Below are 26,682 nucleotides of genomic sequence, written 5' to 3'. Positions count from 1 at the left end.
GCGGCGTCAGAATCCCAATAGTTGTGCCTCTTCTTTCGGCGCCCCTTCACGCTCGCAAGCGGACTTCTGGATTTACCATGCCTGCGGCAACTGAGCTTGCCAAACGTTCCGCCGTGCGAACATTCTTAAATGAAGCATGCTTGAGCAGTTGAGTTGACCATGACAACACAAGACTCCGTCCCGATGAACGACCTGAAGCGCCTGTATCAGCGCTATCAAGTCGAAATCGAGCGTGAAGTAGCGAGCACGTTGCGTTCGGGATGGTGGCTCGATGGCGCGGTCGGCAAACGATTTGCGGCAAATTTTTCCAGATTTATTGGTGTTTCGGAATGCGTCCTCGTGGCCAACGGTACTGACGCACTCGAATTTGCATTGGCCGCGGTCCTCAAGCGCGGCGGCGCGCGCGGGCGCGAAGTTGTCCTTCCGGCCAATGCCGGGGGCTATGCCAGCTGTGCCTGCTGGCACAACGACCTCATTCCGCACTACGTCGACATCGAACCGACCAGCCAGCTCGTACACCTTCAGTCGGTGCTGAAAGCGGCCAACGCAGACACTGCTGCAATCGTCGTTACCCACCTTTATGGCGGCGTCGTCGATGTCCGGGCCATCAGGGCGGGACTTGCCGAGGCTGGTCTCTCGCACATTCCAATCGTGGAGGATTGCGCGCAGGCGCACGGGGCAAGGATCGGAAGCGACGTTGCGGGTTCGCTGGGCGATATCTCCACTTTCAGCTTCTATCCAACCAAGAATCTCGGGGCCATGGGTGACGGCGGCGCCGTTCTCACCTCCGACGGGGCAGCCGCCGCACACGTGCGGCAGCTGCAACAATATGGCTGGAGTTCAAAATATCATGTCGGCGTGCCCAACGGCCGCAACTCTCGTATGGATGAGGTTCAAGCGGCGATACTGGACGTTTTGCTGGGCGATGTGGATATCCGCAACAGGCAGCGACGTGCCATTCTCGACCGATACAAATCGGTCGCCGGGCATCGATTGCAATTCCTGGAGGGTGGCGACGGCGCTGTCGCGCACCTCGCCGTCGTGCTCTGCGACGATCGAGATGCATTCAGAGCGTACATGAAAGAACACCGCGTCGATACCGACATTCACTATCCCGTGCTGGATTGCGACCAGGTCGGCTGGGCGGACCTGCCGATGAAAGGAATGGAAAATCTCGCCATTTCAAGGGACAGCGTCGGCCGCCTCTGTTCCGTCCCCTGCTATCCCGACATGACGAGTGACGAAATAGAGCAGGTGTGCCTGGCCCTCCGCGAATGGGAGGCAATGTGACAACGCGCTCGATCGTTTTCCCGATCTATCGAAATCAGGCGAACATCCCTTCCCTTCTGCAGGCGGTCGCCGATTTCCATTGCAGATATCAGGGCGACATCGAGTTCGTCTTCGTTGTCGACGGGTCGCCTGACGAATCCGGCCCTCTGCTGATCAAGGAAATGAAGAGCACGGGCTACGATTACAAGATCATCTTCCATAGCCGGAATTTTGGTTCTTTTACCGCCATCCGCACCGGCCTCGAACACGCATCGGGCAATCACGTTGCGGCCATGGCGGCCGACCTGCAGGAGCCGCCGGAACTGATCCTCGAATTCTTTTCGAAACTGGAGAAGGATGAGGCGGACGTGGTGTTTGGGCAGCGAGCTGGACGTAGCGATCCGCCTCTGACTAAATTTCTCTCGAGGGCTTTCTGGGCCGCCTACCGCAGGCTGGTCCTGCCCAGCATGCCGAGCGGCGGGGTGGATATCTTCGCTTGCAATCGCCCGGTGCTGGAAGCGATCCTGTCGATCGAAGAGCCGAACAGCTCGCTTGTCGTGCAGCTGTTCTGGGTGGGCTTCAGGCGGCAATTCGTGCCCTATCGCCGGCGCGAACGAGAGCACGGAACAAGCTCCTGGGGCATGGCACGGCGGTTCCGATACATGATGGACAGCGTCTTTTCGTTCTCTGACTTTCCGATCATGCTCACACTCTGGGTGGGCTTCGCGGGCTGCGTCTTGAGCCTGATATTTGCCACCGTTACCGTGATTGCCCGCTTGCTTGGCAATATCGATCCCGCCGGTTACACGACGCTGGTGTTGCTGATCACGGGCTTCGGTTCGGCCAGTCTCCTGGTTCAGGGCATTCTTGGCTGCTATCTCTGGCGGGCAGTTGAAAACACCAAGTCACGCCCTCTCAGAATCATCAGCCGCGTCGTTGACGGAACAGCCAAATGACCGACAAGCCATTTTTCGTGCATGAGCGCGGCATTTGCGAAAGTTCGCATGTCGGCGGTGGAACACGGATCTGGGCGTTCGCCCACGTCCTTCCCGGCGCCGTGATCGGCTCGAATTGCAACATTTGCGATCATGTTTTCATCGAGAACGACGTGATCATCGGCGATGAGGTGACCATAAAGTGCGGTGTTCAATTGTGGGACGGCCTTCGCCTGGGCAATCGCATATTCGTCGGCCCGAATGCGACTTTCACCAATGATCGATTCCCTCGTTCGAAGGAATATCCCGAAACGTTTCTGCTGACGACCGTCGAGGATGGCGCATCAATCGGCGCCAACGCGACGATTCTCCCAGGCATAACCATCGGTCGTCAGGCGATGGTCGGCGCCGGCGCCGTGGTGACCAAGAACGTCCCTGCCAATGCCGTTGTCGTCGGGAATCCCGCCACGATCATCGGCTACCAGACCGGCCCGCGAGTGGAGCCGATCGTGACCCAAACCTTTCCCGGCACAGCTGGCGAGAAAATGCCGCTTGGCATTGGCGGGTGCGAACTCTGGCGGCTACCGCATTTTGGCGACCTGCGCGGCGAGCTCGCTCCACTAGAGTTCGGTTTGAATCTGCCCTTCAAGCCGGTCCGCTCATTCCTGGTCTACGGCGTGCCGTCAGACAAGGTCAGAGGCGAGCATGCGCATCGCGAGTGCCATCAGTTCCTTATTGCAACCCATGGTCGCCTTTCGGTCGTCGTGGATGACGGACGTGACAGGAAAGAGGTGTCATTGACCGAACCTTCGATCGGCCTCTATTTGCCGCCAGGAATTTGGGGGATTCAGTACAAATTTCAGCCAGAAACGGCCCTGCTGGTGATGGCCTCGCACCAATATGATGCAGACGATTACATCCGGGACTATTCAGATTTCCTCAATGCGGTCGGGCAGGATGGCCGCTGATCGTGTGGGCGCAGACGCTATCCGCTTTCTTGTCGCCGGCGGCCTAAACACCGCGCTGACCACGCTCATATATTTCGCCGGCCTAACAGTGTTCCCTTCAAGTTTCTCCTACGGGCTTGCCTGGCTGGCAGGCCTCGTTTTTGCGATGGTATTCTATCCAGATCGTGTCTTTCCCGGAGGCCGTACGGGCTTCGCTGACAGACTGGCAATCGGCGCCTCGATCGCAATCGTGTTCGTAGTCGGATTGGTTAGTCTTCAGGTCCTCGAAAGAATCTTGCAAAACACGGCGGTAGCATTCTTCGTAACCCTCGCCACGACGACCATCCTCAACTTCTTGATTTCTCGATGGATACTCCGCAGATCATGCTGACGCGCCCAAACACAATCCGGCAGGCAATCAATCTCTTCGCGATTTTTGTCGCGATGTATTTCTCTGAGCTGGCTTCCTTTTCGCTCTCCGTCGACGAAGAACTCGCCGCGTTCAGAACTGATGCGTCAATCTGGATCATTCAGGGGCGATGGGGCGCGTATCTGATCGAGAGATTTCTCATCCCCCACCCAGTGATGCCGCTGCTGACACCGGCCGTCTTTGGTGCCGGTTGCGTAGCCGCCTATCTCCTCGTCATGGACGCCATCGACAAGCGCGAGCTTTCCATCGCGGAGTATGCATGTTTTGCAATCTTCTGCGGTTTCCCGACCTGGTTCTTCATCGTCGAGTTTTATTCGAACATCGCCGCTGTCGGGATTGGTCTGTTCGCCACCGCGCTCGCGCTTTGGCTGATCGTCAGGAGTGACGTTTCTGTACTCAGCCCATCCTTCCTGGGTGCAGTAGCCGCAGGCGGCTTCGCGATCTCGATCTATCAGAGTTTCGCGCCGGCAATTCTGGTATTGGGCATCGCGATTTCAATTCTACAGACAAGGGCTGGCACGGGAAAATCGCTGCCTAAAGTCCTGTTTCGGATCGGTGTTCTGCTGACCGGCGCCATATTGTTCTACGTCACCGGCAACGCCGTTTTTAGATTGTTCGTCTCCGGCAGTAACGCCTATTTCGATTCGCTTTCCCAGCCGGGTTTTCTGTTTGAACATCCGATTGTGGTCATTGGACGCGTATTGGAGGCGATGAGCGGGGCTTACGCTCTGGACCGGGGCACCTATGGCGTTGCGTTGTGGGCAATTCCTCTCTTGCTGATCCTGGGCGGCTGGGTACTTTTCGAGGAATCGCCCCGCACAAGACTGATGTTGACGGCACCCGCCTTCGTTTCGTTGCTTGTTCCCTTCGGTCTTCATTTGCTCGCGGCGGGCAGCATGCCTGTCAGAAGTCTCGTTGGGGTTCCGATCGCGGTGTGGCTGTTTTCTTATGTGGCGGTTACGAGCGGGAATTACAGGATTCGTGTCGCCTCGGCTATTTTTCTGGCGGTGGCGCTCTTCCAGATCCAGGTCATCCAGAACTATCGTCTGGCGTCCAGCTATCTGGTCGACAAGCACGATACTCTTCTGGCGGGAGCCCTCTACGAGAGGTTGTCGGCCACGCCCGGTTTCGACGCAAAACGCAGCTACGCCTTAAGCGTGTTCGGTGCCCAGCCATTTGTGACAACCTATCCCAGGCCGCCAGGCTCGACAGTCGGTTATTCCTTCTTCGAATGGGACGGTGGCAATCCTTGGCGTATCGCTTCCTATATGGAACTTCTGGGCTATTCTAATTTGACAGGCCCGACCCTGGATCAAGTCGACCAAACAATCGTCCGTCTTTCAACCATGCCGGTGTGGCCCGCTCCCGGCAGTGTAGAAATCAAGGACGACATCGCACTGATAAGGCTCGGCCAGACGCCTAGCTACGCACATCAGCAAGCCCTCACAAGGATGGCCAAGCGTTGAAGGGCGCCGCAATTGGTCCTGCTCGCGAAAGTCCTGTAGTGTGGTTTGGCACTTGTCGCTGCGGACTTGACATGCGCCCGACTAGTCCAGGTTTGACCCGTACGTCGCCAGCTCTTGAAACGGTGGATCGGGGACCCTTCGATTCAGTTTTCAGCGGTGATTCCTTTGGTCGTTGATTGGCTGACTGCAATTCGACGCGTGCTACACGGTCACGCAAACGGAGAGACCTCACGAACAGCGCGAGGCCGCATGTTTTCCACTGCCGTCCCACACTTGAATGCGGCGGAAAGCTCGGCGGCCAACGGATGCACGGTTGAAGAGGCACTCGTTTTTCTACGCCGAATGAGCCTGGACGACTTCGGCCTCTTTATGATTTCCTTGCCGAACAAGCACTATCCTGGTTTGTCGCGTCTCCTGCCAGCAATGGCCAGCGACGACGTGCAGAAGACTTGGACCGGAGCATCTGGTCTCGACCTGTATCGGCAGACAGCATCTTTTGCCCGTCAACTTGAAAACAACTACACTCGGCATGTGAAAAAGCCGCTGGCAGGGTCTGACATCCTCGATTTCGGATGTGGCTACGGGCGTATCTTGCGCATGATGTACTACTATAGCGACCCGTCGCATATATGGGGTGTTGACGCGTGGGATAAATCTCTGGACCTATGTCGAGAGGCGAGGATGCATGGCAAGTTCGCTCAATCGGAGCGGATGCCTTCTGGTCTACCCGTCAATGATCAACGATTCGATTTGATTTTCGCCTTCTCGGTCTTCACTCATCTCGCGCCGGCAACCGCCAAAACCTGCCTTGCGGCGCTTCGAAACCACATCAAGCCCGGCGGACTGCTCGTCGCCACCATTCGGCCCATCGAATTCTGGCCGTTCATCGATGGGATTCGAAAGACCTCCGTCGCTGCGGAGATGGAGTCGAATCACCGCCTTAACGGATTTGCCTATCTTCCTCATGGTGGTGTCGAAGGCGAAACGTATGGTGACATCTCTTGCGAAATCGATTTTTTGAGGGGGAATGGCTGGACACTTGTAGGACATGACCGATCCATACTCGATCCATTCCAAGTGTCGGTGCTGATGCAGCCTTCCGGTTAGCGGCGGGCTAAGGTGACGATAAATCGCGGTTTATCAACCACCTGCACGAGAGAGAGATAGTGGATTAATTGTCTGCCGGACCGAGATTCTCCGGTAATCGCTTCTACTATGATTTGATCGGCTGCCATTCGCCGTGTGGGGACGATTTCGGCAATGGCGAGCGGTACTCGGTTCCGGTGCCGGCGCTAATGGCTCCTTATGAGGTGCTAATGAATTTTGATTTTCTCTTTATCGTGACCTATGGGCGATCAGGCTCAACTCTGCTTCAGGGGATAGTGAACACCATCCCGGGTGTGCTTATCAGAGGTGAAAATGCGGGCGCTCTTCACGGTCTTATCAAGTCCTGGGAGGCGGTGAAGATTGCGCAGGACCTGTTCTCAGCCGATAGCGAAAAGCCCACCAGTCCATGGTTTGGCGCCGCCGGCATGGATCTTGATCGATTCGGGCACGATCTTGCCGCCAGTTTCATTCGGAATATCTTGAAGCCGCCGCCAGATATTCGCGTCACAGGCTTCAAGGAAATTCGCTATCACTTGACTGCTGGTGAACTGGCGTTCGAGCTGGAATTCATGCGGCGCTTCTTTCCTCGCTGTGCCTTTCTTATCAACACGCGGGGTCTGGAGGCCACTATCGCCAGCAACAAAAAGGCAGGTCATGATGTTTCAAAGGAGGATTTGACTAAAGCCGATCAGTTGCTTCGCGACATAGCAGAATCGTCGACGCGAGACATTTTTCACGTCCATTATGATGACTACCGCTATGACCCTGATCGCCTTAGGCCACTATTTGACTTCCTTGGCGTTAACTTTGACCGCGTCACCCTGCAGAACGTTTTTGACACAAAGCACTCGAGCTAGGGGACGCCTTCTCAACGGCCTCGGCGGTCAAGGCCTCGACTGCACCGCACCCGCTGCGTTACCCCATTGATTAGACTAGTCGATACGTGGGTAAACCGACCGCGTTTGGCCATATCAGTTCCAAACTTGGTCCACTATGGCTCCGGCGCGAAATTCGATGCATGGATTTGCCTTTCCGACCGACGCACGTGAAGGAAATGCGGCTGTAGGTTTGTGACGGCTACAGAGTTCGGCTAAGTTTGAGGCTGAGCGGAGGACATCAATGGCGATAGAGTTTCAGGCGACTTGCCCGATCTGCACCGAGCGGAAGACGTTCACATCCCCAGACGACTATTACAGCTGCCGAGACTCCCTTGTCGCCGTCAATTGCCCGCTGAACGATTGCGTGACGCGCGAGCGGGCCGCAGCTGATGTCGTATTCTCGCTCTTCCCAAGAGAAGCTTTCAAGACGCTGCGCGTGCACGAATCGGCGCCGGGAGGGCGCGGCCTTTCGCTATGGCTTTGGTACAATTCAAAGCAAAAGGTGTTTTCAGGCTATTATCCGAGCAAACCTTTCGGTTTGATGGTTGAGCACATCAGGAATGAGGACCTGGAGGCTCAAACCTTTCCTGACCGAACTTTCGACCTAGTCATCCATCTTGATGTAATGGAGCACCTATTCCACCCATTTGCCGCCCTCAGGGAGATTTTCCGAACTCTGGATTTCGGTGGCGTGTGCATTTTCACAACACCGACATACCCGGAATGGGCGGCCTCAGAACAAGTAGCCTTCCGATCGAAGGATGGCATCCGGATTGTGGGCGAACCCGAATACCATGGCAACCCGCAAGATCCGAGCGGATCATTGGTCACTTGGCGGTATGGCTACGATTTTCCCCTGCTGATCCAGCGACACACCGGATTCGACGTTGAAGTGCGGAGAATGCAGTCCAATAGCATTGCGGTCCTTGGCCCTATGACGGAGGTATACATACTGAGAAAGCCACGCACGTTCTAATCTAGAGGTGCGAACCTCGTCAGCGGCGATAAATTTCAGCTCTTCTGAGTGAGGTTTCAAAAATTCTATTTGGACATTCACGGTGTCTAGTCCGGCCGCTCCACGAGCGTAACGCAATCCAGTTCGTCCACGCCGCCCCAGTGAATGATATTGCTTTCGCGAACGACAAGCCCCGCACTTTTGGCGTAGGTCTCGAACAGTTTCCTGGTCATGTGGTTTCGCGCCAGTGGATTCCGACCGTAGTGCCGGTTCATTGGCGCTGGATAGTTAGAGTGGTGAAAAAGCCCCATTCCGCCGGGCCGCAGTATTCGTGCTGCATCCCTGAGATAGCTCTCAACGATATCCGGGCTGAAATGCACCATGGAGTCATAACAATAGATAGCGGTCACACTTCCTTGTTCCACCGGCTCAAAGGTGGCCCCGTCCCCCTTGAGATATCGGACAAACGGATACGCCCGCAGCCTGTCTCGGCAGAAATCCAGGTTGGCCTCGTGAATGTCCATCAGCGTCAGGCGATCCGTCATCTGAGCAACTCGTTCGGCGTGCCGACCATGTCCGCACGACAATTCGAGAACTGACGTCAGGTCCAGTTTGTTGAAGAGACGCCGAAAGTTCTTGTCCTCGTCCCAAAACAGATGGGTCCAGGGCTCGGCATCGTCATAGTATGGGCTTTCGACCCAAGCGGCGCCGACGATCGCCACTGACTCGCCGAGCTTTCTCTTCGATTCAGAATTGATCATATCGGCGCTGTTTGTTTCTTCGGCCTTGGCCCGAGTTTCCCCAGAAACCTGATGCCACTCGAACCGTGGCTTGTCGCCTGTCGCGAGGCCAAATTGCTCGTAGAGTCGTTGGGCATATGCGCTTGCTGATTCTTGCGCTGCCGCTCCCAGATGGAAGCGGGCAATCGTTTCGGATTGCACGCGCGCGATCTCTTGCAGATGGCTGGCGTTGAAACTCCCGATGGTCACGCTTGATTGATGCCGGCGATGCGCGTTGAGCGCGTGCGGATGGAACGCGATATCGCCCTTCTCCAGCAATCGCAGATACGCGACCCAGTCGCCGGCATTCCTGTAGGAAGCGATTTCATCAAGGTGCTGGCTGAGAGCCTCGCGCAGCGCCTCCCTTCGAAACAGAACGCCGCTGACGTTTGGAATGGTGTTCTTGAGGTAAAGTGCCTCGGCGATCTCCTGGCGGCCATCCACGACATAGGGTTTCGTCCAGCGAGACCGGTCAATATCGGCCACATAGTCGAGATAGTGTTCGGACAAGACGCGGCCGGCGCCGTCTATCTGGCGCGACTGGCAGTAGCTCATTACGACTTCGTCGCGCTCGAAGGCTGGCATAAGCTCGGCCAGAAAGCCGGGATCGGCGAGGTCGTCGGCTTCGGCGATCCAAACGTAATCGCCCCGCGCCATTTCGACCCCACGCATCCATTGACGGAAGACCGAGCCCGAATTCTGCGCATTCACGACCAACCTGCACGAAATGTCGCAATCGGCCAGAAATTGCTGGATGACCTCGACGCTTTCGTCCGTCGAAGCATCGTCAAGCACGATCAACTCATAGGGCCGCATCGTCTGATCGGCGATCGAGCTCAGGCGCGCACCCAGATATCGGGCGTAATTGTAGTTCGGCACGATGACCGACACCCGCGGCGATGGCCTTTCTGCGTAAATCAGCAAGTCGTGCAGGTAGTGGCTGAAGCTGAATTCCTGGCGGACAATATCACGGCCCACGCCTGCCAGATTTCGAGCATTGTCCGGATCATCGAGTAGACCGTTGATGGCCTTGGCCATGGCGTCAGTGTCGAATGCAGGCACAAGACTTCCGCAATCACGCTTCAGCAAGTCCTGGAAGCCGCCTGCGCCTTCGAAGGCAACGACCGGGACCGTGGCATCAAGCGCCTCAAGTACCACCGACGGGAACGGATCTTCACGCGAAGTCAGGGCGTAAATATCCGCCGCGAAATAATATTCCTGCGGGTTCTCTACCAAGCCCACAAAGACGAAGCGATCCTCGAGCCCTGCTTCCCTCACGCGTTGCATCTGTTTGGCGTGAAAGGCGCGATCGACGTGGCCGACCCAGACCGCAACCACATCCGGATTGGACCTCATCAGAGTGAGGCAAACGTCAACGAAAAGATCGAGGCCCTTCCGATGATCGGCGTAGCCCGCGCACAAGATGATGCTGGTGTTTGTCGATAGTTGCAATTTGGCGCGGACCGCCTCGCGGACCCGTTGACGGTCCCCTGCGTGGTACGGCATGCGCAAATAGAGGCCTTGCGGTCTGACGACTGACTGGCTGACCGGCCGGCCAACAAATTCTTCAAATCCGGCTTTCACGATCTCTGCTGGGAAAACGACTGTATCGGCGCCCTCGGCAATCGCCTCGGCGGCATCAGCAAGGCCGTAGGACTTTAATATCCCGGGCAGCTCGTGGACGAGGCACACCGTGCGGAACCCCGCCTGTTTCAGCAGCGGGACGAGCATGCCGGATACGGTGGTGTTCACGACCGCCACTTCCGCGCCTGCGTTCCTGATCGCGGTCAGGCGACACAACACATCGGCGGCATCTCCCTCTGGCACATTGATCCTATGCACTGTCGCTGTGTCGGCGAAACGGCCGAGCAGCGGCCCATCACCCAGCACGACGAGATCCGGCGCGAAACCAAGCTGTGTGAACCCCTTGGCCAAATTGAGCGCCAGCAATTGTGCGCCATGCGGATGGGCGTCGTGGGAAACGATTGCGATCCGGGGTTTGCATTTCCCGCTCGCCGCCTCCAGAGCGTCGCGGGTCGCTTGCAGGTAGGCGTAGCCGTTTACGGTATCGGGCTCCAGATGAGCGCCTTCCGCCCATTCGTTCCAGGCGTTGACGAAGACCAGCCGCTCGGATGGCTCCTTGACATGGGCCAGCGTGTCCTCGATGGCGTTGCCCAGCCACCCTCGGTAGAGCGCGGGGGTGTTGTTGATGAACACGGTGCCGCCGCGCTTGCGGCGCGCCGTGTTGTCCCAGCCGGGACAAACCGAGCGGAAGAGCTTGTATTTGCGGGGTGGATAGTTCTCGCTGCGCTGCGGAAAAACAGACCAGTCATAGACAGTGGTGGCAAAATCGTCGTGCAGCGGCGCAACGGTGTGCGTGACATTTGGCGGCGCCGAATTGTTTGGCGGAAATTCCACAGCGGCATCGAACCCGTAACGGTCAGGAGACACGGCTTCGAAGGACTGGGTGTAAGCGAGGAAAATCTCGCCTATGCCGTTCTCCCGGCACCATGTCCGCCAGCGTTGCGCCGTCTCGGCTGCCGCCGGAAGCAGGCTTGGGCGATAGACAAGCAGAAGCGGCTTGCCGTCGATCCGGATGTAACGAGGGTCGCGAAGATAAGGCGCGACCTCGGCGATGAAAGCGAGATCATCCTGGGGAGAGTGATCCTGGGCGATCAGGATCTCTTGGTCCAGCCCGTCCCAGCGGCGCGACCAGTTTTCGTTGGCCCAGCAAAGGCAGAACGGCATGTCGAGGCTCTTGTCCCCGAGCCAGTTTTCGAGCGGCTTTTCCAACAGCCTCTTGCCGCCGAACCAATAAAAATAGAAGCAGAAGCCTTCCACGCCATAGAGCTTTGCCAGGTTGATCTGGCGGTACTGCACGGCGGTGTCGCGCAGATCATAGTAGCCGAGGGCATCCGGTTCATGCGGCTGGTGGTGGCCGAAAAATTGCGGTTGGGCGGGCCTGACATTGGTCCATTCGGTGAAGCCTTGCCCCCACCATTCATCGTTTTCGGGCGTCGGGTGGAACTGCGGCAGGTAGAACGCAATGACGCGCACCGGCTTTTGGTGCAGCGGCGGAGCTTCGAGACGCGGCACGTAGACGGGTTCGGGTGCAACGGCCGGGCCAGAACTGGCCGGCCGGTACAAGGCCGTCCCGACGTAGCCCATCGGTGCGTCGGGCGCCTCCAGGCTTCGCCAGGCGCGATAGGCATTCGTAACGCCAAACAGCGAAGGAAAGGTCGAAAACACCGCGCTTTTCAACTTCCGTTTAACGTCGACAGACAGCGGCAGTTTGTGCCAGCAAATGTACGCGCCGCGAGCCAAGACGCGGCGAGCGGTCATAGGTGCCTTGCCGATCGCGCGGACGCGGCTCGCAATTCCGCGCAATGGCCTGGTCAGTCGCCATGAGGTGCTGGCGTAGACTGCATCGAGAACACCGTGCAACCGGACTTCCTCGAAGCGAGCATTGTCGCGATCGGCAAGGAGCGTGCTGGCGGCCGCATGCGCCGTCGACAGTTCCGCTTGCAAGGCGTTGATCTCTTCTAACCTTTCAGCGAGCTGGGCTCTTGCGCCTGCGATCTCGTCGGAGCGGCTCTCGATCTCTCTGCGCGCCTTGGCGACCTCCTCGAGGAGCGCCTGCATTTGCGCTTCGCGATGGTCGCCCAGTTCCCGTTTGCTCGTGATCTCCTCTTCCATCGTCATCGACCGCAACGACCAGGGATTTCCAGCCTGGCTGGCAGCGTTCAGCGCCGTGCCATCAAGACGAAGGATGCTCTGTTCAACCGCCGCGACCTCTCCTGCTACGTAGCGGCGCCCGAGGACGTTCTCCTGGGACGGCCGTTTGGTTACGATACAAAGAGAGTTCAGGAACTCTACGGAATGAATCGACGCAAGCGAAGGATCATCGAATACGACCCCGTACCGATTCGCGAATGCCGCGAGTGCATCCGTTCGACTATGGTCCAGTCCCCAGTGCTCGTGATTGATCAAATCAAGCAATCGCTTGAAGAACGACATCGAGGAAAGCGGATCATAGAGGCCACCTTCGAAGTCCTGCCAGTAGCTGGTATGCAGATCTTCGACAACGAATATCCCACCATCTGAAAGATGAGGAAAATAGCCTGTGAATGTCCGTATGACGTCGGAAGATCTGTGCGAACCGTCGTCTATGATGATGTCGAAAGCCTCGGATCGATCGACAATACTGCGCTTAACGTCTTCGGCGTTAGCATCACCTATGACAACGTCGATTTTCCCGTCGTCGAAACGCAGGAGACCGCAGTTCTGGTTGATATCACAGCCCAGAATAATTTCCGCTTTTGTAAAATACTTTCCCCATATCTCAAGCGAGCCGCCGTTCTGGATTCCAATTTCGAGGATCCGAACCGGTTTGTTTCGATATCTCGAAAAAAATCGATCATACTCACTCAAGTAAATCGACCACTTGTCAGACACCTTGCCGTCATGTTTGTCGTAGAGTCGGCGAAGTGACCGGCCGCGGATATTCGTCGGCTCCGTATCCGCTTTCGGATCGCTGCCTTTCCGCGAAGTTGCTGGCTCATTCATCGTTGGAGGCTGTCCTTGATTGGCGCCAAATCGCTTCGAGGCGGTCCGGCAACAGGTCCATGGCGATGCCCCTCGATCGCGCTCGTTGTCTCCCCCGCCAAAAGGCGGCCGACCAAGGCATTTGTGGATAATTGCCACTCCGGCGCCGTCCATCCGAACGTGGCTGCGAATTTCGCGCTCGAAAGCCGCGAATTGGCGGGGCGCCCCGCCTTGGTAGGATAGTCGCTGGTCGCGATGTCGCGCACCTGCGCACGCGGGCCACCCAACGCCCGGCTTGTGTCCAGGATGTGGCGGGCAAAGCCACTCCAGTTAGTCTCGCCGGTTCCCGCCAGATGGTAGATGCCGAAGGACGCAAAGCCTGTGTGGCCACGCAGGATCGCTGCTGCACGGAGGATAGCGTCGGCGATATCGAGCGCGGAAGTCGGGTTTCCCCACTGGTCGCCCACCACCGCGATCTCGTCACGGTCGCTAGCCAGCCTGAGCATGGTCTTGACGAAATTCTTGCCGAACGGGCTGTAAACCCAACCGGTGCGCAGTATCACGTGGCGCGGGCTGGCTGCAGCCACCGCCTGTTCGCCCGCAAGCTTGGACGCGCCGTAGACGCCGAGCGGCGCGGTCGCGTCCGCCTCATCATAAGCACCGGTCTTGGTGCCGTCGAAGACATAGTCGGTCGAAAGATGAATGACCGGGACACCAAGCCGCGCTGCCGCTTCGGCCACCTTGCCGGCGCCCGCGGCGTTCACCGCAAAAGCCAGTTCGGGCTCGTCCTCGGCCTGGTCCACCACGGTGTAAGCGGCGGCCGAGACTATGACATCGGGCCTCGCCGCCGCAAGCGCCTCGAACACCGTGTCGGGCCGCGCCAGATCGAGCTGCGGCCGTCCCACGGCGACCACCTCCACGCCCGCCAGCCCTTGCCCCGCCTCCAGCAAACTGGTGGCGACCTGGCCCTCGCGTCCGGTGACGACAAGCCTCACGCCGCGCCCTTCCTGTCTTGGACCTGGCCCAGCCGCTCGCCGGCATAGCGCTGTTCGCGGATCGGGCCCCACCACCATTTGTTGTCGAGGAACCAGTCGACCGTCCTTGCCAGGCCGCTGTCGAAACTCTCGGCAGGCGTCCAGCCGAGGTCACGGCTGATTTTGGATGCGTCGATCGCGTAGCGGCGGTCGTGGCCGGGGCGGTCGGTGACGAAATTGATCAGATCACGATGGCTTTTGCCGCCTTTTCGAGGCCGCCTGATGTCAAGCAGGTCGCAGATCGTCTCGACGACGCTCAAATTCGTCCGCTCCGAATTGCCGCCGACATTGTAGCTTTCGCCCGGCATTCCCTTGGTCGCGACAAGCTCCAGCGCGCGCGCATGGTCCTCGACGAACAGCCAGTCGCGCACATTGGCGCCGGCGCCGTAGACCGGCAGCGGCTTTTCGTCGAGCGCGTTGAGGATGACCAGCGGGATCAGCTTTTCGGGGAAGTGATAGGGCCCGTAATTGTTCGAGCAATTGGAGAGCACGACTGGCAGGCCGTAGGTCTCGTGCCAGGCCCGCACCAGATGGTCCGACGCCGCCTTGGAGGCAGAATAGGGCGAGGACGGCGCGTAAGGCGTTTCCTCGACGAACATGCCGCCGTCGAAAGGCAGATCGCCGAACACCTCGTCGGTCGACACATGGTGGAAGCGGAAGCGGGCTTTCCTGTCGTCGCCAAGGCCACGCCAATATTCGAGCGCCGAATTCAGCACCCGGTAGGCGCCGACGATGTTGGTCTCGATGAAGGCGCCCGGTCCGTCGATCGAGCGGTCGACATGGCTTTCGGCGGCGAGGTTCATGACGACGTCGATCTCGTCGCGGTGGAGGATGTCGAGAACCGCCCGCTCGTCACAGATGTCGGCCTGCGCAAATTTGTAGTTGTGCGCATTCTCGATGGTGCGCAGCGAGGCCAGATTGCCGGCATAGGTGAGCTTGTCGAGATTGGTCACATGGTAGGCCGGATTGGCGCACAAATGCCGGCACACGGCCGAGCCGATGAAGCCGGCACCGCCTGTCACCAGAAAATTCATGGCGCTCTCCTCACATCGTCGCGCGTCATGCGAACACCTCGGCCTCAGCAAGCGCCGACGCCTTGAGGTCCTTGGCCGAGAGCTCGAAGGCGCCGGCCGGCGACGGCCAATCGATGCCGATATCAGGATCGTCGAAACGGATCGATCGATCATGCGCCGGCGAATAGGTGTCGGTGACCTTATACAGAACCTCGGTGTCCGGCACGAGCGTGACGAAACCGTGCGCGAAACCCTTCGGCACCAGGATCTGGTTGCCTCTCTCGGCCGATATTTCGAGCGCGACCCATTTTCCGAAGGTTTTCGAGCTGCGGCGGATGTCGACCGCCACGTCGAGAATCTTGCCTCGGATCACACGCAGCAACTTGTCCTGCGCGCGTGGAGGCAGTTGATAGTGAAGCCCCCGCACGACACCTGCCGCCGCCGAATAGGAGTGATTGTCCTGGACGAAACGCAGGTCGATGCCGGCTTCAAAAAAGCGCTCGGCATTCCAGGTCTCGATGAAATAGCCGCGCGCATCGCCGTGCCGCTTCGGCACGATCTCGAGCACGCCATCAAGACCAAGCTGCCTGAAGTCCACTCTAGTTCTCCGTCAGCTCGGTGACACGCCGGCGCAGATAGGCGGCGTATTCGTTCTTGCCCAGGCGCGTGGCGCGCTCAAGCACCTTGTCGGCGGTCAGCCAGCCCTGCTCGAAAGCGATTTCTTCAGGACAGGCAACCTTGATGCCCTGGCGGTGCTCGATGGTGCGCACGAAGGACGAGGCCTCATGCAGGCTGTCATGCGTGCCGGTGTCGAGCCAGGCATAGCCGCGGCCAAGCTGATGCACGTGCAATTTCCCGCGCTCGAGATAGACGTTGTTGACCGCCGTGATCTCGAGCTCGCCGCGCGCCGAGGGCTTGATCGTCGAAGCGATGTCGACGACATCGTTGTCGTAGAAATAGAGCCCGGTGACCGCCCAGTTGGACTTCGGCTTCTCCGGCTTTTCCTCGATCGTCAAAGCGGTGCCGGTGAGCTTGTCGAACGACACCACGCCATAGCGCTGCGGATCCTCGACATGGTAGGCGAACACCGACGCGCCGCTTTCGCGCTGCGCGGCAGCGCGGCAGAGCTGCAACAGGCCCTCGCCGAAATAGATGTTGTCGCCGAGGATCATCGACACATTGTCCTTGCCGATGAAGTCGCGGCCGATGATGAAGGCCTCGGCAAGCCCGTTGGGCCGCGGCTGTTCGGCATATGAGAGCTCAAGGCCGAACTCCGAGCCGTCGCCAAGCAATTCCCGGAAAGTGGGTAAGTCACGTGGAGTTGAGATGATCAAAATCTGTCTGATACCCGCGAGCATCAGCACACTCAGCGGATAATAGATCATAGGCTTGTCGTATATCGGCAGGATTTGCTTAGAGACCGCTAATGTTAGCGGATAGAGACGGGTGCCGCTGCCTCCTGCAAGGATAATTCCTTTCAACAAGCTCTCCTTGAAAACCGAGGCCCCCGCCCTGACAACAAGTTGCCCGTGCTTAGGTTTCAAGCAATGGCTTGTCAATCTTCCGGCTCGGGCAGCGTCTAGGATCATCCCCGTTCGTCCGAATCGGTCAATCGCGAAACAGATTTGCTACGCCCTCATCAAAAGATAGCGGGCTAGGTGCCTTCCGTTCAATCACATTCCGGTCGCAGTACGTGACCCTCGAAAACCCGGAACCAGAACTCGTAGTCATCTTGTTGGCGACTGTCACAGCGCGCGGTAGAGAAGGTCGCGGCGAGCACAGCACTGTTCTGCTCAAGTGTTGTCGAACTGACGAGGGCGCTTGCCTTGCCATGAATGGTCGAAGGGATTGGTCTGTCTCGTTTCTGCTGACGATGTTCGTGCGTGAATGTCCGACGTGGGGTTTAAAGATGACCGGACCTCTAAACAGCGCGAGTTGCGAGTGAAGCGCGCCGCGCGTGCTGGCGGACGCGCTTGCACGAAACAGTGCATAGGAGTTGTCTCTCGATTGCTGTTGCCCACAAAGGATGCGAAAAACTTCTGAAAAGACGGAAGCTCTCGGGAGGAGTTGTGCCGAAAGTATTTCTATCTATTCAAGGGCTGCGCGGGATCGCGGCACTGCTCGTCGTCGTGCATCACTACTACGGCGTCTATGGTTCAATCCACAAACTGGTCGGCGGCGATCTCCCCTGGCTTTTCTCCTACGGAAATGTGGGAGTCTTTGGCGCCGTTGGCGTGCCCATATTCTTTGTGGTTTCCGGCTTTGTCATAGGCTTACAGCGGTTCGAGATTGGCGCTGCCGGTGTCTATGATTTCATGGCCAAACGGGTATCCCGAATCCTCCCGCTCTATTGGGTGATGACCCTCGCCTATGTTTGTTGGGCCTCCCAAGTGTGGACATGGCCGCAATTGGGCCGCTCACTACTGTTCCTCGAGAGGCCTATCACAGGCCAGCTACCTGCGCTGGGGGTCGGCTGGACTCTTGAATACGAAATGTTCTTTTACATAGCATTCGCGGTCGTGGTGGTTTCCGGCATAGTTGGCACCAGGGTAAGGGGCGCGGCCATTCTGATCTCTGTCTTCGTGCTGATGGTTTACGTGAACTTATCGACCGATGCGGCGGTCCTTGGCTTTTCCGGATCTCCGGTTATCTTGGAGTTCTGTGGCGGCTTAATCATCGCATCGACCATCCAGAACTGCGCCGTGACGCGGCTATGGCTGGCGTATCTCGTTTTTGCCCTGGCGATACTAATCCTTTCGACGACAGCCTTCGTCGGTGAGTCGCGAAACGTCATTTTTTCCATGTGGGGAGCCGGGGCCTTCTTCCTCGTGTTTGGGCTTGCCGCCGCAGAGGTCGAAGGTCGGGTCTTCATGCGAGGGCGACCATTTCAGATGCTGGGTGCAGCTAGCTACGCGATCTACCTTGCGCATCTTGTCGTGCAGGGGAGCTTTTTCAAATGGCCGATTTGGTACTGGCGTTGGTACGAGGTGATAGAGCCCCACCTTGGGCTTTTGTTGATGCTCTCGTTTGCGACCGCCTGGGGGCTGGCTATCCACTATGGCTTCGAAGTCTGGGCCAACGCCTGGTTTAGGCGCTGGCTGCTGCAATGGTCGCCATCGCGTCTTCAGCTCAATCATCTTCAAATTGCCGATGGCGATGGTCTGCGTATCCCCCTTTCGCTCAGGAACCGAACCGAAACGCTGTTCCCGTGGCGCTGAGTGCGCCTAGTTCCGCACGATCCAATCCAGCAAATCTGGATCGATCGTCTCTGCGCCGGTGAAGTCGCTGACCATCTGCGCCGCAATTCCGGCCATGCGAGACGGGTTCCCTTGCTTGGACGCGACATACCTCTCTCATGCGCTCGATCGCGGCCAAGGCGTATATTCCTTGTTGGCGATCATTTCTGTGGTAAGGCGACCCCGATCGCGCTCCTTTCGGAACCCTTTGACGCCCATCGTTCCATCCGGAAAAGCGAGGTTGGCAGCAGTATCCAGTCGCAAGGGGGCGTCGATGTCGTAGTCGGAAAACTCTGGCGCGATATCTCTCTCGCGGCTGATGATGACCTCGCCATAAAGTCTGATTTCAGTGAAATCTTGATCTTGCATAGGCGACCGGACGCTGTTGCCGCAAAAAGTCGTACCCCCGGTTTTACACTCTTTTATTCACGTAAAATTCGGTGGAAAAAGCCTCCGTTTCAGGGCTGCTTGGGCAGCAGCGACCATACCGCCGGCACCAGGCTGGCGGCGAGCGCAACCTTGATCAAATCCCCGAGGACGAACGGCAAAACGCCGAACTGCCACGCCTTTTCCACGCCGATGAGGGTGGCCAGCCAGGCAAAGCCCATGGCCATCATGACGATTTCGGCGACCAGCATGGCGTTGAACAGCTTGATCGGGTGGCGGTCCCAGCCGCGGTCGGCGGCCCAGCCGACAATGGCTGCCATGACGACGAAGCCGGCGAGATAACCGCCGGTGCCGCCGATCATGTAGGCGATGCCGATGCCCTTTTCAGGCGTGCTCTGGAAGACCGGGAAGCCCATGGCGCCTTCGGCCATGTAGAGAAGCAGGGTAGCGACGCCAAGCCGCAGGCCAAATGCGGTGGCGATCAGCAGGACGGCCAGCGTCTGCATCGAGATGTCGACCGGCCCGAGCACGACTTTCGTCTTGGCCGACAGGGTCAAAAGCAGCGTTCCGGCGATCGCCAGCAAAAGCTGGGTTGCCAGGCGCTGCGCGCCCTCCTGGGGCAAAGCGAGAGAAACAAGCGGGCGCATCGTCGTTGCAAGTGCCATGGTCTTCCCCAATCCGGATTGCCGCAGATCGCGGCCTTGCGTTTTTCTATATTGGCTTCCGTGTTATGCGGCAATCAGTTTTGCCGTCTTCCTGAACAGAGATTCAACGACACCGCCATGGCGCTCAAATTCGACACCAGCTTCGATCCGGCCTATGGCGAGGGCGTCACCGTTGCGCCGGACGTCTTGCGCGTCACCGCCAAAAACCCCAGCCCGTTCACCTTTCACGGCACCAACAGCTACATCGTCGGGCGCGATACGCTGGCGGTGATCGATCCCGGCCCCGATGACGAGGCGCATTTCCAGACGCTGCTCAAGGTGATCGCAAACCGGCCGGTCAGCCATGTCTTCGTCAGCCACACGCATCGCGACCATTCTCCGCTGGCCGCCCGGCTGAAAGCGCACACCGGCGCTATTGTACTGGCCGAAGGCCCGCACCGCCCGGCAAGGCCGCTGCGGATCGGCGAGATCAACCCGCTCGACGCCAGCGCCGACACGGTTTTCGTCCCGGAGATCGCGTTGCCCGACAATGCGCTGGTCGAGGGCGATGACTGGACGATCCGGACGGTGCTGACGCCGGGCCACACCGCCAATCACGCGGCATTTGCGCTCGAAGGCACTGGCATCCTGTTTTCAGCCGACCATGTGATGGCGTGGGCGACATCGATCGTGGCGCCGCCGGACGGAGCGATGGCCGACTACATGGCCTCGCTCGACAGGCTGATCGCGCGCGGCGATCGCCTGCTGCTGCCCGGCCATGGCGGCCCGGTGACCGCGCCGCGCAGCTTCATGCGCGGCCTCAAGACCCATCGCAAGATGCGCGAACGGGCGATCCTCGAGCGGATCCGCGACAGCGACCGGACGATCCCGGACATGGTCAAGGCTATCTACCGGGACACCGACCCGCGCCTGCATGGCGCCGCCGGCCTGTCGGTGCTTGCCCATCTCGAGGACCTGGTGGCGCGCGGCCTGGTTGCTACCCAGGGTGACCCGGCCATCGACGGCGTTTTTGTGCCGGTGGGGTAGAGAACTATTCAGCCGGCGCGGCACCCACCTGCCCTGCAACCTCCTGGTCGAGTTCGGCGAGGAACCCGACGATGCGCGCCGCATTGTCGCCGAGGTCGTAGCGGCCGTAGCGGGAGGCCGAGCGCATGTCGACGACGATCGTGTCGCCGTCATTGCTGACCCGGATGGCGACGTCGGCGGGCAGGCCGACCACGAAGCTCCGGGCAACGGCCGATATCGTCACCTCGTCCTGACCGTCCGTCACCGGATATGGCGCAGTAAGTTGCCAATCGCGGCGGTCGAGCACGGTTTCAACGGCGTCGACGACGGTTTCGAAAGGCAGATTGTAGCTATGCCCGGTGACCAGCGGATAGGCGTCGGCCTGCAGGCGCGCTTCGCCCGGCGTTGGCAGCGCGAGCACGTTCATGTCCTTGGTGCGGTCGCTGGTGTCGAGCACTGGCGGATTGTCGAGGTCCGTCGTGATGTCCCTCAGGGGCGGCGTGGTCGCCGCCAAATAGGTGGCAAAGCCGTAGGGCGTCAGCACCAGCAGCGCCAGCAGGGCGCCGATCGAGAGGTCGCGGCCGCCACGGTCACCGAAATGCCACAGCCGGGACAAAGCGAGGCCGGCAAACAGCAAAGCGAACGCGGCAAGCAAGGCGACGATCGCCAGCACCCACAGGAAGGCCGGCGTTTCGACCAGTTCGAAATGATGGCCGGCCAGCACGGTCAGCAGCAGGACCAGGGCAAAAGCGCCCGTGCGCCGCGACCAGCCGGCCGCCTTCGATGTCTGCCGCTCGTCAATTTCCATTGTCTTCAGCACCGCCCCAACCCGCACAGACGCTTAGAGCAAAGGATGCTCAAATTGAACATCCCCTGCCCTAACGTTTTTGCCGCCGGTAGCTTGAAGGTCAAGGAAACGCACGGTCCCGGTCAATCCGTCGGCAGGCGGTAGTCGCTGAACTGCTTGCGCAAGGTGATCTTCTGGATCTTGCCGGTGGCGGTGTGCGGGATTTCGCTGATGAAAGCGACGTCGTCGGGCATCCACCATTTCGCCACCTTGCCGTCCATGAACGCCAGTATGTCCGCCTTGCTCGGCTCCTTGCCGGGTTTGGCGACCACGACCAGCAAGGGCCGTTCGCCCCATTTCGAATGATGGACGCCGATCGCCGCGGCCTCGGCGACATCGGGATGGCCGACGGCGAGGTTCTCCAGGTCGATGGTCGATATCCACTCGCCGCCCGACTTGATGACGTCCTTGGCGCGATCGGTGATCTGCATGTAGCCGCCGGAATCGATATGGGCGACATCGCCAGTGTCGAACCAGCCGTCCTTGTCGAACTGCTCGGCGCCGACGCCGCCATAATAGGCGCTGGCGACGGCTGGACCGCGCACCTTCAGCCGGCCGAAGGTCTTGCCGTCCCAGGGCAGTTCCTTGTCGTCATCGTTCGTCACCTTCATCTCGACGCCGAAGGGCGGGTAGCCCTGCTTGCCCTGGATATCGAGCCGGGCCTCGCCCTCGAGCGCTTGATATTGCGGCTTCATGGTGCACAGCGTGCCGAGCGGCGACATTTCGGTCATGCCCCAGGCATGGATGACTTCGACGCCGTAATTGTCCTGGAATTTCCTGGTGATGGCGCGCGGACAGGACGAGCCGCCGATGACGACTTTGCTGAGATGGGGAAGCTTCTTGCCGGTCTCTTCGAGATGCTGCAGCAGCATCATCCAGACGGTCGGCACGGCGGCGCTGAAGGTCACTTTCTCGGTGTCGAGCAGCTCGTAGATCGAGGCGCCGTCCATCTTGCAACCGGGCATGACCAGCTTGGCGCCGATCATCGGCGCGCTCTGGCCAAGGCCCCAGGCATTGGCATGAAACATCGGCACGACGGGGAGGATCGTGTCCCGCGCGGAGAGGCCCATGGCGTCGGGCATGGCGGCGATCATGGCATGCAGCACATTCGAGCGGTGGCTGTAGAGCACGCCTTTGGGATCGCCCGTCGTGCCGGAGGTGTAGCACATGCCGGCTGCGGTGTTTTCGCCGAAAACCTTCCAGGCGAAGTCGCCATCGGCCTCGTTCAACCAGTCCTCATAGGCAACCACATTCGGCAGCGTCGTTTCAGGCAGATGCGCCTTGTCGGTCAGGACGATCACCTTTTTCAGCGATTTGACCGCGCCGGCGATCTTTTCCAGCAGCGGCATGAAGGTCAGGTCGACGAAGATCCCTCTATCCTGCGCATTGTTCATGATCCAGACGATCTGCTCGGGGAACAAACGCGGGTTAAGCGTATGGTAGATGGCGCCGATGCCCATGATGCCGTACCAGGCCTCTATGTGGCGCGCCGTGTTCCAGGCCAGGGTCGCGATGCGGTCGCCGAGCACAAAGCCATCGCGCTCCAACCGTTGAGCGACCTTGAGCGCGCGGCGATGAACTTCAGCATAGGTGGTGCGAACGACAGGACCTTCGATCGAGCGCGAGACGATCTCGCGCGTCCCGTGCTGCCGCTCGGCATTGTCGATCAGCTTGTGGCAGAGCAGCGGCCATTGCTGCATCAGTCCGAGCATCTGGTTCCTCCCATTGCTTCCTCGTTTTTCCCGTCTTTTGTTCCATTGTGGGACGAACGGACGGATTGTCCAGCCATGACGTCTCCAACCGTTAACGGCTGAAGCAAGCAGTGATCGAAAGGCGGGGAAAACCGCCACAATCCGGCCATCGTCGACGTTAAGGTTCGTTAACGGGGTAGGGGTGCGGATTGGCGACTGAAAGAGGTTCGCATGGACACGCAGCTCGACGACAAGCAGATCGACGACAGGCAGATCGACGACAGGCAGATCGACGACAGGCAGATCGACGACAGGCAGCTGGCTGACAGCGGGGCCGAAGACGTGCAGTTGGACGATATTCAACTCGACGACAAAGAGCTTGAAGACACGCTTGCCGCAAGTCTGGCCGATCTCGTGCCGGAGGCCAAAAAGGTTTCCGAAGACGAATTTGTCGAGGTGGTCGGCGGCGCCCTTGAGGCGGTCGGCGGCACGCTGCTATTCAAAATGTGCGTCCAGAACGAAGGCGAAGGCCAGCATGTCGCCGCCGCATCGATCGGCGACGGCGGCAATCGCCAGTTCCTGCTGCTCACCTTGCCGACAGGCGGCGGCCCACTGAAGGTCGAGACGACGTCAAGAAGCACCAACCCGGTAGCCGGTATTGCCGCGGCCTATGCCGGCCTCATGGACGTGTTCAAGACCGCAGCCTGAGCATTCCACGCGGGATCGTTTTTAGTGATCGGAAGGCCAGCTCTGGCCTACTGGCAAAGGCTTGCGCAACGGGTTCTCCAGACACATTTTAGAGACATGGGAAGCAATCCCGCACGCTCTCAATCGGACTGTGCTCCCAATCGAAGAAGGAGAACCCCGCATGGACCAGATCGCCAACCCCGCCCCCGGCTTTCAGAGCAATCCCGGCAAGGTCATCACCGTCGAACCCTATCGCGGTACCGTGGTCGTGCGTGCCGGCGATACGGTGATCGCCTCATCGACGCGGGCGAAGCTTCTGTCCGAACCGCCCTACCCCCAGGCATTCTACATCCCCTTCGAAGACATCGACTTCACCCAGCTCGGCAAAACCACCCTGTCGACCCACTGCCCCTACAAGGGCGACGCCAGCTACTGGAGCGTGCTGCCGGCCGGTGAGACCGGCAAGGACGCGATGTGGGGCTATGAGCAGCCCTTCGACGAAATGGCTGAGATTCGCGACCACGGCGCGTTTTATCCCAACAGGGTCATTATCGAAGCAGCACCGGCCTGAGCAAGCGACTCAAGCCGCCGTTGCTCGCTTCGTCATCCCAGGGTCTTCGCGACGGAGCTTCGCTCCTGTTTCATCCTGGGATGACGACGTTTAGAGGCCTCGGCTAATCTCAAACGTCGGCGACGTTAGTCCAAAGGCGATGAAACTGCCTGCCGCCGCCCAATCCTAATCAGTCGTCCCGTCGTTGCCGACACCGTCGGCGTCATCCAGCCGCACGAACATCAGCCCCTTGGCCTTCAGCGCGAGCAGACCTTGCACGACGCCCTCGCCGGCGGCGTGGGTCGGCTGGTTGATGTGGGCGATGATGACATCGCCATCCTTGGCGGCGGCGATGCGCCGGGCGGTTTCTTTTGCACCAAGCAACGAGCCGCCATCGCCGTTGATCGAAAAGCCGGCGATCTTGAAGCCGAGCCTGCGGATCATGGCGATGGCCGACGGACTGTATTCGGCGGTCGCGCCGCGAAACCATTTCGGCGCCGGCTCGCCGGTGCCAGCGAGAGCGGCGGCGCCCGATTCGACTTCGGCCCGCACCGCTTCCGGGCTGCCGGCGCTGCGGATGCCATAGATCTTGCGCGGCGTGTCGACGGCCGGGATGTGATGGCCGCCATGGTTTTCCAGTTCGAACAGGTCCGGATGCGCGCGCATGATCTCGACGACGGCGGCGTTGCGCTTCAGCCAGATGCCGGTGACGAAGATCGTCGCCGGAATCCGGTTCTCCACCAGCGCCGACAGGATCCTCGTATCGGTCTGGCCGCCGCAGGCGTCGAGCGTAAGCGCGACGCGGCCGACATTGCCACTGCCACCATCCTCAGCCTTCAGATGCAGCGTCGGCTCGACAAGCGGCGCGGCCTGGGCCGAGGACACGGCCAGGATAGATAGCGCCAAGGCGCAAAACAGCTTTTGCAAGGGATGCCTGTCTTGTCTGAGAATCGGCGCTGTCATAGCCGCATCCCAGGACCCGCAACAAGGCGGAAATTGGGATCGTGGCCGTGAGAAAGCTGATATCCCGACAATGTGACCGCCGCGCACCGTCAGACGGCGTGTTCCAGTTCCACATGCGTCCGTGAGAGGACTTCGCGCACGGCCGCGACGACCGGTTCGACCTCGAGGCGCCAGACGCAGCAGGCCTTGCTGGGATCGAGCGGATTGCACAGGCTGCCCGCCACGCAATTGCACGGCATGGATGGCTGCAAGGCGAGGCTGGGCACGCCGACCGGTCCCCAGACGGCCGGGCTGGTCAGGCCGAAAAGGCCGACAACCGGCGTTCCGGCCGCTGCTGCCATGTGCATGGGGCCGCTCTCATTGCCGACAAACAGCCGCGCCTGCTGCAACACCGCCAGCAGCGTTTCCAGCGACAGCGCGCCGACGAGGTTGATGATCGACGCGGCACTGGCGAGGATCTGCTCGGCCGGCTTGCGCTCGTCAGGGCCGCCGACGAGTACGAAATCCAGTCCGGTTTCGCGCGAAATCGTGTCGATCACGGCGGCAAAGCGTTCATGCTGCCAGCGCCGGCCGTGAAAACTGGCGCCGGCATGCACCGCGACAAAGCCGTTTGGCCGCAAATGGTGTTTGTCCAGCAATGCCTGGGCCCTCGCCGTCTCCATCGGCAATGGCCGAATCGACGGCACCCGCACGCGCAGGCCGACGCCGAGCGGCTCGAGCGGCGAAAGGTAGCGGTAGAGATAGTGACGTTCGCCAAAACCGAACGGCTCAGCAAAGACATTGGCGGGCTGGCGCTCATGCCAGCGCAGCGGCCTTTCAGGAGGATTGTAGCCGATGCGGGTGCTGGCGTTGAGGAACCTGACGATGAGCCGCGATGTCTTTGAATCGGTGAGGTCGATGGTCAGGTCGAAACGGAATTGGCGCAGCTTGCTGATCATAGAATAGAGCTCGCGCCCACGCTCCAGCGGGGTGCCGCGCATGGCGGCGCGGCGGAAGCTGACGACCTCGGCGGCGATGCCGTGCGCGGTGACGAAACTGGCGAGGCGCGCCTCGCAGAGAAAGACGATCCTGACACCGGGATATTCGAGCTGCAGGTTCTTGGCGAGCGTGGAGGACAGAACAATATCGCCGATGAACTTGGTCTGGATAATCAGGATCGAGCGGAAGGGTCTGGGCGAAATCTGTAACATCTTTTTCTCGGCACCGGGCGGGTTGGGGGGCCGTGAAATTAGGAAGAAACGATGTCGGGATTGCGTGTTGGGGCGCGCACATCAGCGTGAATTTGCTTACAAA

Annotated in this window: 22 protein-coding genes; 11 read left to right on the top strand and 11 right to left on the bottom strand. The window is 59.5% G+C overall.

The window, feature by feature from the left end; genetic code table 11:
• Positions 1-183 precede the first annotated feature (183 nt).
• From NKJ76_RS17310 to NKJ76_RS17280, 7 genes are all read left to right on the top strand, one after another.
• Positions 184-1,290: a DegT/DnrJ/EryC1/StrS family aminotransferase gene (locus tag NKJ76_RS17310; RefSeq protein ID WP_023705492.1), complete on the top strand. Its 1,107-nt coding sequence runs from the start codon at positions 184-186 to the stop codon at positions 1,288-1,290.
• Positions 1,287-2,225: a glycosyltransferase family 2 protein gene (locus tag NKJ76_RS17305; protein WP_198020342.1), complete on the top strand. Its 939-nt coding sequence runs from the start codon at positions 1,287-1,289 to the stop codon at positions 2,223-2,225. Before NKJ76_RS17310 ends, NKJ76_RS17305 begins: the two co-directional genes overlap by 4 nt.
• Positions 2,222-3,172 (top strand): WxcM-like domain-containing protein, encoded by a 951-nt coding sequence (locus NKJ76_RS17300; protein WP_352537958.1) that lies wholly within the window; start codon positions 2,222-2,224, stop codon positions 3,170-3,172. The genes NKJ76_RS17305 and NKJ76_RS17300 overlap by 4 nt, the downstream gene beginning before the upstream one ends.
• Before the next feature lie 345 nt (positions 3,173-3,517).
• Positions 3,518-5,047, top strand: coding sequence for a glucosyltransferase domain-containing protein (locus NKJ76_RS17295; protein WP_352537957.1), 1,530 nt, complete (start codon positions 3,518-3,520; stop codon positions 5,045-5,047).
• Between the two features lie 249 nt (positions 5,048-5,296).
• Positions 5,297-6,154: a class I SAM-dependent methyltransferase gene (locus NKJ76_RS17290; RefSeq protein ID WP_352537956.1), complete on the top strand. Its 858-nt coding sequence runs from the start codon at positions 5,297-5,299 to the stop codon at positions 6,152-6,154.
• Positions 6,155-6,222: 68 nt separating this feature from the next.
• Entirely contained in the window at positions 6,223-7,011 is a 789-nt protein-coding gene (locus tag NKJ76_RS17285) for a sulfotransferase (RefSeq protein ID WP_156932393.1), read from the top strand.
• A gap of 262 nt (positions 7,012-7,273) precedes the next feature.
• Positions 7,274-8,008 carry a class I SAM-dependent methyltransferase gene (locus NKJ76_RS17280; protein ID WP_352537955.1) on the top strand — a complete coding sequence of 245 codons (735 nt, stop codon included), beginning with the start codon at positions 7,274-7,276 and terminating at the stop codon, positions 8,006-8,008.
• An 86-nt stretch (positions 8,009-8,094) separates the two neighbouring features.
• Here NKJ76_RS17280 and NKJ76_RS17275 read toward each other — a convergent pair whose 3' ends face one another.
• From NKJ76_RS17275 to rfbA, 5 genes are read right to left on the bottom strand one after another with little or no spacing between them, the layout of a single operon-like run.
• The gene (locus tag NKJ76_RS17275) at positions 8,095-13,332 is read right to left on the bottom strand and encodes a glycoside hydrolase family 99-like domain-containing protein (protein ID WP_352537954.1); all 5,238 of its coding nucleotides are present in this window, start codon (positions 13,330-13,332) and stop codon (positions 8,095-8,097) included.
• Positions 13,329-14,306, bottom strand: coding sequence for a dTDP-4-dehydrorhamnose reductase (gene rfbD, locus NKJ76_RS17270; protein ID WP_023705503.1), 978 nt, complete (start codon positions 14,304-14,306; stop codon positions 13,329-13,331). Before rfbD ends, NKJ76_RS17275 begins: the two co-directional genes overlap by 4 nt.
• On the bottom strand, positions 14,303-15,379 hold the full coding sequence (rfbB, locus tag NKJ76_RS17265) for a dTDP-glucose 4,6-dehydratase (RefSeq protein WP_023705504.1): 1,077 nt from the start codon (positions 15,377-15,379) through the stop codon (positions 14,303-14,305). The genes rfbD and rfbB overlap by 4 nt, the downstream gene beginning before the upstream one ends.
• A 25-nt stretch (positions 15,380-15,404) precedes the next feature.
• Positions 15,405-15,956, bottom strand: a complete 552-nt coding sequence (rfbC, locus tag NKJ76_RS17260; protein WP_023705505.1) for a dTDP-4-dehydrorhamnose 3,5-epimerase — start codon at positions 15,954-15,956, stop codon at positions 15,405-15,407.
• A 1-nt stretch (position 15,957) separates the two neighbouring features.
• Entirely contained in the window at positions 15,958-16,839 is an 882-nt protein-coding gene (gene rfbA, locus NKJ76_RS17255; RefSeq protein WP_023705506.1) for a glucose-1-phosphate thymidylyltransferase RfbA, read from the bottom strand.
• A gap of 588 nt (positions 16,840-17,427) precedes the next feature.
• Here rfbA and NKJ76_RS17250 point away from each other — a divergent pair.
• The gene (locus NKJ76_RS17250) at positions 17,428-18,576 is read left to right on the top strand and encodes an acyltransferase family protein (protein WP_023705507.1); all 1,149 of its coding nucleotides are present in this window, start codon (positions 17,428-17,430) and stop codon (positions 18,574-18,576) included.
• 135 nt (positions 18,577-18,711) lie between these two features.
• Here the strand turns inward: NKJ76_RS17250 and NKJ76_RS17245 are convergent, their stop codons facing one another.
• Positions 18,712-18,963, bottom strand: coding sequence for a hypothetical protein (locus NKJ76_RS17245; protein WP_352537953.1), 252 nt, complete (start codon positions 18,961-18,963; stop codon positions 18,712-18,714).
• An 89-nt stretch (positions 18,964-19,052) separates the two neighbouring features.
• Complete coding sequence (locus NKJ76_RS17240; protein ID WP_023705510.1) at positions 19,053-19,646, bottom strand: biotin transporter BioY; 594 nt, start codon at positions 19,644-19,646, stop codon at positions 19,053-19,055.
• A gap of 117 nt (positions 19,647-19,763) precedes the next feature.
• Between NKJ76_RS17240 and NKJ76_RS17235 the strand changes: the two genes are divergently transcribed.
• The gene (locus tag NKJ76_RS17235; protein ID WP_352537952.1) at positions 19,764-20,672 is read left to right on the top strand and encodes an MBL fold metallo-hydrolase; all 909 of its coding nucleotides are present in this window, start codon (positions 19,764-19,766) and stop codon (positions 20,670-20,672) included.
• A 4-nt stretch (positions 20,673-20,676) separates the two neighbouring features.
• Here NKJ76_RS17235 and NKJ76_RS17230 read toward each other — a convergent pair whose 3' ends face one another.
• Both NKJ76_RS17230 and NKJ76_RS17225 read right to left on the bottom strand, forming a co-directional pair.
• Entirely contained in the window at positions 20,677-21,459 is a 783-nt protein-coding gene (locus NKJ76_RS17230; RefSeq protein WP_352537951.1) for a DUF1499 domain-containing protein, read from the bottom strand.
• A 122-nt stretch (positions 21,460-21,581) separates the two neighbouring features.
• Complete coding sequence (locus NKJ76_RS17225; RefSeq protein ID WP_352537950.1) at positions 21,582-23,210, bottom strand: fatty-acid--CoA ligase; 1,629 nt, start codon at positions 23,208-23,210, stop codon at positions 21,582-21,584.
• 327 nt (positions 23,211-23,537) lie between these two features.
• On the opposite strand from NKJ76_RS17225, the gene NKJ76_RS17220 reads away from it, so the two are divergent.
• Positions 23,538-23,897: a hypothetical protein gene (locus NKJ76_RS17220; protein WP_023670697.1), complete on the top strand. Its 360-nt coding sequence runs from the start codon at positions 23,538-23,540 to the stop codon at positions 23,895-23,897.
• 160 nt (positions 23,898-24,057) lie between these two features.
• Positions 24,058-24,447 (top strand): DUF427 domain-containing protein, encoded by a 390-nt coding sequence (locus NKJ76_RS17215; protein WP_352537949.1) that lies wholly within the window; start codon positions 24,058-24,060, stop codon positions 24,445-24,447.
• Positions 24,448-24,612: 165 nt separating this feature from the next.
• On the opposite strand, the gene NKJ76_RS17210 is transcribed toward NKJ76_RS17215, so the two are convergent.
• The gene (locus NKJ76_RS17210) at positions 24,613-25,389 is read right to left on the bottom strand and encodes a polysaccharide deacetylase family protein (protein ID WP_050590348.1); all 777 of its coding nucleotides are present in this window, start codon (positions 25,387-25,389) and stop codon (positions 24,613-24,615) included.
• Positions 25,390-25,478: 89 nt separating this feature from the next.
• On the bottom strand, positions 25,479-26,579 hold the full coding sequence (locus NKJ76_RS17205) for a glycosyltransferase family 9 protein (protein ID WP_023805754.1): 1,101 nt from the start codon (positions 26,577-26,579) through the stop codon (positions 25,479-25,481).
• Positions 26,580-26,682: the final 103 nt, after the last annotated feature.

The sequence above is a fragment of the Mesorhizobium sp. M0029 genome (genome assembly GCF_040323735.1).
In the GTDB taxonomy this organism is placed as follows: domain Bacteria; phylum Pseudomonadota; class Alphaproteobacteria; order Rhizobiales; family Rhizobiaceae; genus Mesorhizobium.
This window is presented reverse-complemented; position numbering and strand designations above follow the sequence as displayed.